The following is a 12884-nucleotide window of genomic DNA, read 5'->3' as shown; positions in this document are numbered from 1 at the left end:
ATAACTATATAATGTATAAAGTGTCAGATAGCACTCCATCATACAATCATGATGACAATCATATACCTGTTCGGCATATGCTCAGCAGGGTCGTAAACCGCATCACGACGGAGCTTCGGCAGCATCGCCTTTCCCCTGACATACATTCGGAGCGGAAGCCTCTGTCAGGTTACTGATCTTTACTGCGCCTCTATCAGTTTTTTTTATTATATAATATTGCACAGCCTTTGTCAATACCAAATTTAAATAATTTTATGCTATTAACCGCTGCGGAGTGTCTTTCGGGGCGGGTATGAAAGGATAAATACAATTTGAAAAACATCACGGTCGATTTTGCTCAGCTTGATTCAAAAGAGAAGCTGGAGGCTTTTCTTGAAAGCGAGGTCTCATCAGGGGATTCGGTCCATCTGAAAAACTATCACAGGGAGCTTATGCCCTGGGCTGAGGAAGCTGTGTCAAAGCTGAAAGCCTCTCCCGACGTTGTTGTCACCACCGAGATAGACCCTGAGAATATGCTCCGTTCGGACTTTTACTATGATCTGCCCGAAGAGCTTATCGCACAGACGCCTGTGGAGCCGAGAAATGCTTCCCGCCTTATGTGCGTTGACCGTCAGAGCGGCGATATCACACACGACCATTTCTATAATCTATGCAAGCACCTGAAAAAAGGTGATTTGCTGGTAATGAACGATTCCAGAGTGCTTCCCGCACGTCTTTACGGCGAAAAGGAGGGCACAGGCTCATTTATCGAGTTCCTGCTCCTTGAACAGAAGGGCGATAAGCTGTGGGAGATACTTGTCCGTCCCGGCAAAAAGGCAAAGCCCGGCACACGCTTTTCTTTCGGCAACGGCAGGCTGAAGGCTGAGATACTTGAGACTGTTGAGGGCGGCAACCGCATTGCAAAGTTTGAGTGCGAGGGCAATTTCTTCACTGCCCTTGAAGATATCGGTCAGATGCCTCTTCCGCCCTACATCACCAAAAAGCTGGAGGATAAGGAGCGCTATCAGACAGTATATTCCCACGAGCTTGGCTCTGCCGCAGCTCCCACCGCAGGACTGCACTTTACAAATGAAATGCTTGACGACCTGCGTGCCAGGGGAATAAACACCGCATTCGTCACACTTCATGTAGGACTTGGCACATTCCGTCCCGTAAAGGAGGACGAGGTGCTCAAACACAAGATGCACTCCGAGCATTATCATCTGCCAAAGGAAACGGCGGAGCTTATCAAAAAGACCAAGGCTGAGGGCGGCCGTGTAATTGCCGTGGGAACCACCTCCTGCCGTACTCTTGAAAGCGTGGGCACATTCTTTGAGGATATGGACGAGCACGAGGGCTACACCGATATTTTCATTTACCCCGGCTACAAATTCAAGGTCATCGACGGACTTATCACAAACTTCCATCTGCCCGAAAGCACCCTTATAATGCTTGTTTCCGCATTTATGGGCTACGACAACACCATGAACGCATATAAGACCGCAGTTGAGGATAAATACAGATTTTTCAGCTTCGGTGATGCTATGCTGATACTTTAAAAAAGGGATTTTGTCAAATGATTTTTTCCATATTAAAGGCAGTTTTATTTGGAAGAAAATGTACAGGTATTGTGACGGGATATGAGATACGCAGAACTTACAGGGGCGTTGATTATTACCGCTACATCGTTACCGCAAATGATAAAAAATATATTTCAGCTGAGAATTTGGCTGTATATGACGGAAGAAAGCCCACAAAGCATTTAAACTGTGAGGTCGATGTTTACTGCTGTGATGACAGCAGGGTATGCACCTTGTATTCGCTGCGTGAAACAGTAATGTTTCTTGCAGTGATACTGCTTTTGCTGATGCTTATTTTGATATTTGGCGTTTTTTTAAAATAAATTTATAAAAAAGGAATCAACATTTATGTACACACTTATTAAAACAGAAGGCAAAGCCAGAAGAGGAGAGTTTGAAACTGTTCACGGCACATTCCAGACCCCGTGCTTTATGAACGTGGGAACTGCCGCTGCCATAAAGGGCGGTATTTCCTCCATTGACCTGAAAAACGACCTTAAATGCCAGGTGGAGCTGTGCAACACTTATCATCTTCATGTGCGCCCCGGCGACAAGGTGATAAAGCAGATGGGCGGTCTGCACAAGTTCATGAACTGGGACAAGCCCATTCTCACCGACAGCGGCGGATTTCAGGTGTTCTCCCTTGCAAAGCTCAGAAAGATAAAGGAAGAGGGCGTTTGTTTCAACTCCCACGTTGACGGACGAAAGATATTTATGGGCCCCGAGGAGTCCATGCAGATACAGTCAAATCTCGGCTCCACCATTGCCATGGCGTTTGACGAGTGCATCGACAACCATATGGCTCAGATCACCCCCGATATGGACGAAAAGGCCAAGAACAGAATAATCCGCAAGGCTTATGACTATTCCAAAAATTCCTGCGACAGAACTGTCCGCTGGCTGTACAGATGCAAGGAGGAGATGACAAGGCTCAATTCCCTTCCCGACACCATCAACAAGCACCAGCTGCTTTTCGGAATAAATCAGGGCTCTGTTTTCGATGACCTTAGACTGCGCCATATGGAAGAGATAGCAAAGCTTGATATGGACGGCTACGCTGTGGGCGGCCTTGCAGTGGGCGAGCCAACTGAGGAGATGTATCATATCCTTGATATCCTCTGCCCCGTAATGCCCGAAAATAAGATACGCTACCTTATGGGCGTGGGAACTCCCTCCAACATCATCGAGGGCGTGGCAAGGGGAATAGACCTTTTCGACTGCGTAATGCCCAGCCGAAATGCACGTCACGCAACTATATTCACTTGGAACGGCATCATGCACGCCACAAACAAGTGCTATGAGACTGACCCATTGCCTCTTGACCCCGAGTGTGACTGCCCCACCTGCCGCAACTTCTCCCGTGCATATATCCGTCACCTGTTCAAGGCTGACGAGCAGCTGGCAGGCAGACTTGCGGTTGCTCATAACCTTTATTTCTACAACACTCTTATGGAAAGAATACGTGACGCTATCGAAAAGGGCGAATTTGAGCAGTTCAGAGCAAAATATTCCCCTCTTCTGGCATCAAAACTGTAATTTATGTGATACCGATCCTGCGACTCAGGCGGAATTTGTCCGTTTGAGCCGCTTTTTGTTGACAGTAACAATTTAATGAGTGTATTATAACAAAAATTCTTAGACAGTACACAAAAAAGACTGAACTTTTCTTTTGCGATATGCTATTATAAATGAGTAACGCATCGACCTGATAAAGGAATGAGAAGCCTGTGATCCAGGGATAATAAGGCTCTCAAAAAGGAATGATAATATGTATAAGCTTGTTATTTTCGATCTGGACGGAACTCTGGTAAACTCTCTTGCCGATCTGGGAAATGCCTGCAATGAGGCATTGGCAAAGTTCGGGTTCCCTACCTATGATATTGAAAAATATCGCTATTTTGTGGGCGACGGCGTTCCGATGCTCATAAAAAGAGCTGTTCCCGCAGACAAGGGAACCGATGAGGTGCTGGCAAAGGTCAAGGCTGAGTTTGATGTGATATACCGCCGCACCTATAACCGCCTTACCCACCCATACGACGGCATTGTAAAGCTGGTTGCCGACCTTAAAGCCAAGGGGATACTTACCGCAGTTGCCTCCAACAAGCCTGATGAGTTCACTCAGGTAATTGTTTCCGATATGTTTGAAGCGGGGACGTTTTCATATGTTTCCGGCAAGAAGGACGGCTTTGAAAAGAAGCCCGACCCGGGAATTGCGCTCCACATAATGGAAAAGCTGGGCGTTTCCCCCGAAGATACGCTTTTTGCGGGCGACTCCTCGGTTGATATGAAAACAGCAACAAATGCGGGCTGCGACAGCATAGGCTGCTTGTGGGGCTTCCGCACAAGGGAAGAGCTTGAAGAAAACCATGCGGTGTATATTGCAGAAACTCCCGCAGATATATATAATGCGGCTGTAAACGGCAAGTAACAGGGAATTTATTTAATTTTATTTTATTTTGGAGGTTAGTTCAATGAACGTTCAGGACGTGCATATGCAGTATATCACAGAGGACTTTGACGAAAACGGAGTTGTAAACAAATTCGACCTTCGTCTTCCCGAAAATTTCAGCTTTGCTTACGATATAATAGACAAAATTGCGGAAATAGAGCCTGACAGACGTGCCATGATATGGTGCGATGACGAGGGCAGAGAGCGTATCTTTACTTACGGCGAGCTTTCGCTGCTTTCAAACCGTGCTGCAAATATGCTGCTGGACAAGGGCGTGAAAAAGGGCGACAAGGTAATGACCGTCCTCAAGCGCCACTGGCAGATGTGGATAGTTACCTTTGCGCTGGAAAAAATCGGCGCCATCCTTATTCCCGCAACAAATCAGCTGAAGAAAAAGGACTATACCTACCGCTTTAAATCAGGCGACATAAAGCATATCATTGCCACAGGCGACGGCGATGTACGTGAGAATATCGAAAAGGCGTGCGCAGAATATCCCCTTGAACTGAAATTTATCGTAAAGACAAGCGAGCATTATGACGGCTGGATAGATTTTGACGCTGAGCTTATGAACTACCCCGACACTCTGGAGAGAATTGCCACAAACGTTGATGACGACTGCATCATGTTCTTCTCCTCAGGCACAACAGGCTACCCCAAAATGGTAATCCATTCCCACAGATACAGCGTTTCCCACATACCCACCGCAAAGTACTGGCACAACATTAACAAGGACAGCATCCACCTTACCATTTCCGAAAGCGGCTGGGGCAAGTTCTTCTGGGGCAAGATATACGGTCAGATGGCTCTTGCGGCAACTGTAATGACCTATGATTTTTCAAGGTTCGTTCCCTCAGACGTGCTTCATATCATTGAAAAGTACAAGGTAACTTCTCTTTGCTGCCCCCCCACAATGTACCGCTTCTTTATCAAGGAGGGCATGGAGGGCCACGATATTTCTTCCCTCAAACATGCCACAACAGCCGGCGAGGCACTTAATGCCGAGGTCTATAACAAGTTCAAGGAATATACGGGTCTTTCTCTTATGGAGGGCTTTGGTCAGACAGAGACCGTTCTGCTTATCGGCAACCCCAAGGGAAGCGTCAGCCGTTCAGGCTCCATGGGCAAGGCAATGCCTATGTTCAACGTTATCATCGCAGACCCTGAGGGTAATGAATGCCCCGCAGGCACCACAGGCGAGATATGCGTAAAGCTCCACGAGGGCGTTAACAACGGACTTTTCAAAGGCTACTATAATAATGATGAAGCCAATGAAAAGGCATTTGCATACGGACTTTACCACACAGGCGATACCGCATACAAGGACGAGGACGGATATTTCTGGTATGTGGGACGTATCGACGACGTTATCAAGTCATCGGGCTACCGCATAGGCCCCTTTGAGATAGAATCTATCCTTATGGAGCACCCCGCAGTTCTTGAGGTTGCCATCACCGCTGCACCCGACCCAATCAGAGGACAGGTGGTCAAGGCGACTATCATACTCACCAGCGAGTACAAGGACAAGGGCGATGAGAAGCTTGTTAAGGAGCTTCAGAACTATGTCAAGGCAAACACTGCTCCCTATAAGTATCCCAGAATAATCGAGTTCGTTGATGAGCTTCCCAAGACCATCAGCGGCAAGATACGCCGTGTTGAGATCCGTGAGAATGACGGTATAAAGGAATAAGAGAATTTAATTAATACTAAGCACCAATTAAAAACTATACAAAAAATCGAGCATAATCTTGCGTGTATGGGTTATGTGAAGATTTTTTGTCTATAGTTTTATTGGTGATCAGTATAAGGGCTGCTGCACATGATGCGGCGGCCCTTTATTTATAGTCATGGGTAAAGACGGCAAAAAAACACGCTGCCATGACTTTTGCTTTTGTAAACAGTTTTTTCACGGCGTAAAAATACGTGAATGTTGAAATGGTTCGCCTTAGATGCTATAATTATATCAATATGATAAACCATGAAAGGAATGACATATATGGCTGAGACCAAAACCAATGCAATGCGTATCCTTGATCGTGCCAAGATAAAATATGAGATGCACACATATCCCCACACAGAGGGCGAGGCTGTTGACGGAATGAACGTGGCAAAGCTTACGGGTCAGGACCCTGTTAAGGTATATAAGACCCTTGTTACAAGAGGGGCTTCCAATCCGTCTAAGAATTTCTACGTTTTCGTTATCCCTGTTGCCAAGGAGCTTGACCTGAAAAAGGCTGCCAAGGCTGTGGGGGAAAAGTCCGTTGAGATGATACACGTTAAGGAGATAAACGGCATTACGGGCTATATCCGTGGGGGCTGCTCTCCTGTGGGCATGAAAAAGCAGTTCAAGACTACCTTCCACGAGGACGTTAACGCTCTTGACACTGTTGTTTTCAGCGGCGGAAAGATAGGCTTGCAGATAGAAGCGGCTCCTGCCGACATCATCAAGCTCATTAACGGTCAGACTGCGGATATCTGCTACTGATATATTTATACGATTTTTTGATTTGAATTTTATAGCCTTTGCGATGCTGTGATGATATACTTATACAAAGCGTCAAGGCGCTATTAAATACGAAAGGTACTATATATAATGGAGATAAAAGGATTTACTTACGGCTGGGACAGCCACAAGGGTATGCTTGGCACAGAAAAGGCAAATGAGTCCGTCAAGGCTCTGGCGGCAATGGGCGGCAACTGGGCTGCTCTGGCATTTGCGGTAACTCAGGAGAAGTTTTCTTCCTCACGCTTCGGCATGGACTTCCGCTTTGTTGACACCGACAGGGAGATAGAAACTGCCATCAAGCAGCTTAAGGACAGCGGACTGAAAGTCTGCCTCAAGCCTATCCTCAACTGCGAGGACGGCACATGGAGAGCGAACATCACTTTCCCAGAGAGAGAATTTCCCATTTATGACGAGCACGGTCGCCTGAAAAGCTACTGGAACGAGTGGTTTTCATGCTATACTGCATTCATCTGCCACTATGCGGAGATAGCCGAATACACAGGCTGCGAAATGCTGTGCATCGGCTGCGAGATGATAGGCACCGAGCACAAGGAGGAGCAGTGGCGTGAGCTTATCGCAAAGGTTCGTGAGATATATCACGGCCCGTTGGTCTATAACGCAAACCACGGCAAGGAAGAGAACGTTACCTGGTTCGACGCACTGGACTACATTGGCACATCGGCATATTATCCTGTGGAAAAAGAGGGCGGAGCAAGCGCTGACGAGATGGTCAAAGCCTGGGAGCACCACAAGGTCGGCATGAAGAAGATAGCCGAGAAGTTCGGCAAGAAGATAATCTTCATGGAGATAGGCTGCCGCAGCGCAAGAGGCTGTGCGGCTATGCCTTGGGACTTTGTTCATCAGGAGTTCCCCAGAGACGAGGACGAGCAGGCGAATTTCTACGAGAGCGCACTGAGAGCCATGTGTGACGAGCCTTACTTTGAGGGCTTTTTCTGGTGGGACTGGGAAACAAATCTTATGGCGCCCGAGAGGATCGCTGTTGACACAGGCTTCGGTATCCACGGCAAAAAGGCTGAAAAGGTGCTGACAGAGTGGTACAGGAATAAGTGATATACTATAATAATAGCAAAGGACTGTTGCATTACACTGCGGCAGTCCTTTTTCTTTTGAAAAATTTCTCATACCTATTGACAAATGTGTATATATAGCTTATAATGTATATATCCAATATATACATTATAAGGCGGTGAGTAATTGCAGATACTTATAAATAATACGGACGGAACACCCATATATGAGCAGATATACCGACAGATAAAGGAAATGATCCTTTCGGGCGTGCTGAAAGCGGGGGATGCTCTGCCCTCAATGCGTGTGTTGGCGCAGCAGCTGAGGATAAGCGTAATAACCACCAAAAGAGCCTACGAAGAGCTTGAACGGGACGGATTTATCGAGTCATTCACGGGAAAGGGCAGCTTTGTAAGGTCAAAAAGCTCTGAGCTTATCAGGGAGGAAAATCTGAAAATAATCGACGCTTCCATATCTGCCGCCTGCGATGCGGCTGTGAAATGCGGCATATCGGCAGATGAACTGAAAGAACTTATCGACATTATGTACAGCGGAAAGGATTGATATTTATGACAGGCATAAATGCTGCGGAGCTTAGAAACGTTTGCAAGGTACGCAAGGACTTTAAGATAGACAATGTTTCTTTTAAGCTTCCGTCGGGAACTATAACGGGTTTTGTGGGCGAAAACGGTGCGGGAAAAACAACCGTGATAGAGCTTATCCTTGACATAATCAAGCGTGACAGCGGTGAGATACTTGTTTTCGGAATGGACAACATCACCCACCGAAGCGAGATACACGAGGACATAGGTGTGGTCTTTGACACGGTGAAATTTCCCGATACTCTGACCGCCTGCGACCTTAATAAAATTATGTCGGGCATATACAAAAACTGGGACGAAGATGAGTTTGTGGGCTACTGTGCAAGATTTGCCCTGCCTATTGACAAGAAATTTGCCCGGTTTTCACGGGGCATGACTATGAAGCTCTCCCTTGCCGCGGCATTTTCCCACAAGGCAAAGCTGCTTATCCTTGATGAGCCTACAGGCGGACTTGACCCTGCCGCACGGAATGAGATACTGGACATTATTCAGGAATTTGTCTGCGATGAGGAGCATACGGTGCTGTTTTCATCGCATATCATAGGCGACCTTGAGCGCATTGCCGACAGGATAGTGTTTATCAGGGGCGGTCGGATAATTTTCTCGGAAGATACCATTGAACTGAGCGAAACGAGAGCTGTGGCAAAATTCGGCGAGGAGGATATTCCACGCATTTCCCCTGAGGAGTACACGGGGCTGAGAAAAACGCCCTTCGGCTGTGAAGCGCTGGTCACAGACCGCAGGGCGTTTGCGGAAAAATATCCCGACATAATGCTTTGCAACGCATCGGTCGAGGACATCATTGTATTTTCAAGCAGAGGTGTGAAATGAAAGAACTGATATTCAGGCATCTGACAGCCAGCCGAAAAAATCTGCGGTTCGGACTTATCCTTTCGCTGGGGCTGTTCGTGTTTACATTCCTTATTTATCTCAGCTCAGTATGCGGAAACCTTAAAGCAATGGGCATTGCCGAAAGCGAGGTCTTTCCATATCTGATAATGACCTTTATCAGTCTGACTGCCATTGTTCCCATGATGACAGGTCTTGTGGGGCAGTCGATGAAAAATGATTCGGACAGCGGCTTTGACAGGTTCATGCTGGCATCTCCCGTAAGCGCGGAAAAAGATGTATTGTCGCTTTATCTGTTCATCATTATAATGACAGGCGGGTTTATACTTTTGTCGGAGGCTTATGTCGGGCTTTTTGTGGCAATGGGAGTTCTTCCTGCCGATATATCATGTTTTGTGCTGATTTTGATAGTCGGTGCTGCCGATGTGATATATACAGCGATACAGATACCGGCTGGTTATTCCAAAACAAACCCTGACGCATTTATGGCCGTTACAATGTTTGTAATAGGAGCAATCAGCTTAGGCATATCGCTTGTTATTCCCGATATATCGTCAGACCCAGTCACAGTTTTCCGTGGCATGGTGGCTGCTGCTCCCGTCCTTTGGACGATTATGCCTGTGGCGGCATATGCAGGGCTGTTTGCTGTATCGTTTCTCATTAGCACTGAATTCAGGAAAGGCAGGGTGTATAACTCATGATAAAAACGCTTATCAAAGAAAAGCTTATTCTGATAAGGACGCATTTTAATAAGAGCAGTGTTTTGGTTGGTGTCTGCTCCATATTTTTCATGTTTTCACTTTCGGGCAGTGATAAAACGTCGGATATAACAGGCATTACCTGCTCCGTAACGATAACCGCCTTTGCGGCGGCAGTGTGTACAATATCGGATATGCACGAGAACAAGTCAAAATTCGGTAAATATCTCTTAGCAGCTCCTGCGGATATTTCGGATATATCCGCTGCAAAATATCTTTTTACGTTCCTTGTCCATACAGCTGCGGCAGTTCTTGCGGCCCTGTTCATAATCGCAGACTGCCTTATTGGGGGTACTGAGATAACATTGACCTGTTTTGCTCCCACATTTATCATATACGGATTTTCAATGACATTTTATTCATTATACAACCTTATCTCATTGAAATACGGTGATGATACAGCAAACAATACGGCGGCGCTGATAATTATCGGCATATCTCTGCTTGCCTTTGTTTATGCTCTTTTCGGTGATCTGGAATTTATTGCGGGAGTATATGAAGCTGTCATATCAATGTCGGGAAAGCTTCCTCTTATCGCCGCAGGCTATGCGGGTGTATCACTTGTTTTCATGCTCGGGGGATTTATGCTTTCAAAAAGGATACGGTACATATACTGATCTGCTGAGGGTATTCAGTCTTCCTTTGCCAGATCGTAAAGGACAATGCCCTCGTCAAATTTACGGGTACGGACGTTTTTCATTCCAAGATGAACGTACTTGTCACGCTTCAGGGCGGCATCGGTATCAAGGAGAACCGGGCAGCCGAGCTTTTTGCCCTCCTCATAGGCGATATCAAGCACCTTGCGCATATAGCCCTGACCCTGATATTTCTGGCGAACCACCAGCATTCCCACGAATACATACGGCTTTTTAGCTTTTTTCAGCGAGTCCTCATAGGACTCGCCGCCTTTTTTTGCAAGCTTTACCAGCTTTATCATGTCACGAAAGCGCATTGTCCTGATAACTGCCTTTATAAGCTCAGATACTGCCCCGAAGCCAAGGCTTTCCTTAGAGCTTTTGAATGCGATGAATGCCTCGTGCTCCTCGCTTGTGCTGTAGAGGAAGCCTGCTTTCAGCATTGCTCTGGCATATCCGCATATGTACTTCTTTACGTCCTCCTTGCTTTTGTATAAGGCGGACATACCGTATTCGCCCTCGGCATAGTTATAGTAGGCGAATGCCTCGCCTATTTCGGATATTTCCTGCTCTGTGAGACTTGTTACCTTTATAGCCATTGTGATACCTCCGATATATTGATTAGCATATGCAAACTCTAATGATATTATAGCACATTGCCGCCCAATATGCAATAGTGCAGGCAGCTTTTAATCATTGTTAATAGACCTTTACTGGCTTTATGCGTTTTGTCCAAATCGGGACATTAAAATTAGTATGCGTAACACTTTGTTTAGATAAAACAAATCACTTGTTAATGAAATTGCGGTGCATAAATGCTACAATAAGCAGTAACAAAGACTGAATTATAAATAGGTGTAATATTTTCTTAATTTGTCGCTTTAATGAATTAAAATCAACAGCGGCATATGATATGGAAGAAAATAAGGGAGAAAATCAAATTTCAGAAAGGTGGGTAATTATGGATCTTAAAACAAAAGATTCATTTGATTTTAAATCAGAAAGGCGCTCGGGCAAGCTCTTCAAGCGGATCATTTCGGGCATTACGGCTGCTGCAATGGCGGCAGGTCTGCTGACTACAAGCGCATTCGCCGATGAAGAGGTGACTTATGAACATCCAAGTGATATTAACAGTGTTGTTGATATCATGAAAAATTATGCTTTCATAGGCTTCAACGAAGTTGATATGAACGGTCACCAGCACATAAATCTTCTGGTCAACAAGGTCGTAGGTTTGCCTGGCGACATGGGCATAAGAAAGAACTATGCGGGAGTATATGAATACTATGTCAACAAGCTTCCCGAGAATATCAGCGGAGAGCTTAAGATAGGTGAGAACGACCCCTGCGTATCAAACCTTACACTTGGTTCCGATTATACTATTTCTACAAATGGTTCGGAAAGATACATCGAGCCTAACCATGTCAAGGTAAGTCCCAGTGTCACAAATATCAAGGCTGAGACCGCAACCAATAAGTACATAGACCTTGTTAATCTTCAGAACAGCTTTATAAGCTATTCTGCTATGCTGGCTGAAAACGCTGATTCAACAGAGGGCATTGGCTTTAATGGTCAGTACGACAGTAGCTCTAATACATGGCAGAATATCAATAGGATCAATGTTACTGCCGAAAGCGGCACAGTGTTCTATAACATTGATGATACCAATTTCTCTAAGATAAATAGTGATGCTATTATCAATTTTAGTGATACATCAACAGCTTCCATAGTTCTGAATATTGACCTGAAAAATATATCCTGGGACAGAAAGCCGTTCAGGCTCAATATCGGCGGAAATCAGCCCACTATGAATGAGGATGTAATCCTTGAAGATAATGTCAACAGAATTTATTATAATTTCTACGATTCATCCGCTGCCGACAAAATGACTACCAAAACTGTTTCAATGACTGATGCGGCGCATGGTACTATCATTATTCCCAAGGGCGCTGCGAAGGTCGGTTCAAACTGGTGCGGTGTTATCGTTGCAAACAACATAGGCGCAACAGGCGAGTCGCACTTTGTGGGAGCATATAATCCTGTAGTTCCTGCGTCTGCTACTGTTGATGTAACAGTCAACAAGGTATGGTCAGAGCCTTCCGGTCAGTCCCACGACAGCTACTATGTAAAGGTTGACCTTATGAGAAGCTCCGCAGCAGAGACCGCTCAGGCGATAGATAATGCAATACTTGATTCGTCCAACAACTTTGAATACACCTTCACAGGACTTAAGGAAAAGGACGCAGACGGAAATACTTATACTTATACTGTAGCAAATGAGGTTACAGACGCTCCCGAGTATATTGACGGAGTTCAGTCAGGTTATGAAGTTTCTTACAACGGCACTACAGTAACCAATACCTGGAAGGAAGCTACAATTCCCGCACCTAAGACTGATATAACAGTCAATAAGGTTTGGGCAGGTGAACCTTCAAGCCAGTCTCATGACAGCTACTATGTAAAGGTTGACCTTATGAGAAGCTCCGCAGCAGAGCCA

General features: G+C 45.8%; 13 protein-coding genes and 1 riboswitch. Of the genes, 12 read left to right on the top strand and 1 reads right to left on the bottom strand.

Annotated features, from left to right (window positions below):
* Positions 1 to 20 precede the first annotated feature (20 nt).
* A riboswitch (Lysine riboswitch) is annotated at positions 21 to 201 on the bottom strand.
* Between the two features lie 311 nt (positions 202 to 512).
* The 11 genes from queA to OCV68_RS12430 all read left to right on the top strand — a co-directional run bounded on the left by queA (position 513) and on the right by OCV68_RS12430 (position 10369).
* Positions 513 to 1538 carry a tRNA preQ1(34) S-adenosylmethionine ribosyltransferase-isomerase QueA gene (queA, locus tag OCV68_RS12480; protein WP_262573226.1) on the top strand — a complete coding sequence of 342 codons (1026 nt, stop codon included), beginning with the start codon at positions 513 to 515 and terminating at the stop codon, positions 1536 to 1538.
* Between the two features lie 17 nt (positions 1539 to 1555).
* On the top strand, positions 1556 to 1882 hold the full coding sequence (locus OCV68_RS12475; RefSeq protein WP_262573139.1) for a hypothetical protein: 327 nt from the start codon (positions 1556 to 1558) through the stop codon (positions 1880 to 1882).
* A 25-nt stretch (positions 1883 to 1907) separates the two neighbouring features.
* The gene (tgt, locus tag OCV68_RS12470) at positions 1908 to 3095 is read left to right on the top strand and encodes a tRNA guanosine(34) transglycosylase Tgt (protein ID WP_262573136.1); all 1188 of its coding nucleotides are present in this window, start codon (positions 1908 to 1910) and stop codon (positions 3093 to 3095) included.
* A gap of 232 nt (positions 3096 to 3327) precedes the next feature.
* Positions 3328 to 3987: an HAD family hydrolase gene (locus OCV68_RS12465; protein ID WP_262573134.1), complete on the top strand. Its 660-nt coding sequence runs from the start codon at positions 3328 to 3330 to the stop codon at positions 3985 to 3987.
* Positions 3988 to 4030: 43 nt separating this feature from the next.
* Positions 4031 to 5698, top strand: a complete 1668-nt coding sequence (locus OCV68_RS12460; protein WP_262573132.1) for an AMP-binding protein — start codon at positions 4031 to 4033, stop codon at positions 5696 to 5698.
* A 306-nt stretch (positions 5699 to 6004) separates the two neighbouring features.
* Entirely contained in the window at positions 6005 to 6493 is a 489-nt protein-coding gene (ybaK, locus tag OCV68_RS12455; protein ID WP_147622856.1) for a Cys-tRNA(Pro) deacylase, read from the top strand.
* 108 nt (positions 6494 to 6601) lie between these two features.
* Entirely contained in the window at positions 6602 to 7585 is a 984-nt protein-coding gene (locus OCV68_RS12450) for a glycoside hydrolase family 113 (RefSeq protein ID WP_178086148.1), read from the top strand.
* Positions 7586 to 7729: 144 nt separating this feature from the next.
* Positions 7730 to 8107, top strand: a complete 378-nt coding sequence (locus OCV68_RS12445) for a GntR family transcriptional regulator (protein ID WP_022475115.1) — start codon at positions 7730 to 7732, stop codon at positions 8105 to 8107.
* A 5-nt stretch (positions 8108 to 8112) separates the two neighbouring features.
* The gene (locus tag OCV68_RS12440) at positions 8113 to 8976 is read left to right on the top strand and encodes an ABC transporter ATP-binding protein (protein ID WP_262573128.1); all 864 of its coding nucleotides are present in this window, start codon (positions 8113 to 8115) and stop codon (positions 8974 to 8976) included.
* Complete coding sequence (locus tag OCV68_RS12435) at positions 8973 to 9695, top strand: hypothetical protein (RefSeq protein ID WP_262573126.1); 723 nt, start codon at positions 8973 to 8975, stop codon at positions 9693 to 9695. The genes OCV68_RS12440 and OCV68_RS12435 overlap by 4 nt, the downstream gene beginning before the upstream one ends.
* Positions 9692 to 10369, top strand: a complete 678-nt coding sequence (locus OCV68_RS12430) for an ABC-2 transporter permease (RefSeq protein ID WP_262573123.1) — start codon at positions 9692 to 9694, stop codon at positions 10367 to 10369. The genes OCV68_RS12435 and OCV68_RS12430 overlap by 4 nt, the downstream gene beginning before the upstream one ends.
* 14 nt (positions 10370 to 10383) lie before the next feature.
* On the opposite strand, the gene OCV68_RS12425 is transcribed toward OCV68_RS12430, so the two are convergent.
* On the bottom strand, positions 10384 to 10986 hold the full coding sequence (locus OCV68_RS12425; protein WP_262573120.1) for a GNAT family N-acetyltransferase: 603 nt from the start codon (positions 10984 to 10986) through the stop codon (positions 10384 to 10386).
* Positions 10987 to 11348: 362 nt separating this feature from the next.
* Between OCV68_RS12425 and OCV68_RS12420 the strand changes: the two genes are divergently transcribed.
* Positions 11349 to 12884 (top strand): Cna B-type domain-containing protein (locus OCV68_RS12420; RefSeq protein WP_262573118.1); only part of this gene is annotated, 1536 nt, incomplete at its 3' end.

The organism is Huintestinicola butyrica (assembly GCF_025567215.1).
GTDB classification, from domain to species: domain Bacteria; phylum Bacillota; class Clostridia; order Oscillospirales; family Ruminococcaceae; genus Huintestinicola; species Huintestinicola butyrica.
The sequence above is the reverse complement of the archived record's forward strand: the minus strand, read 5'-3'. Positions and strand labels throughout refer to the sequence as shown.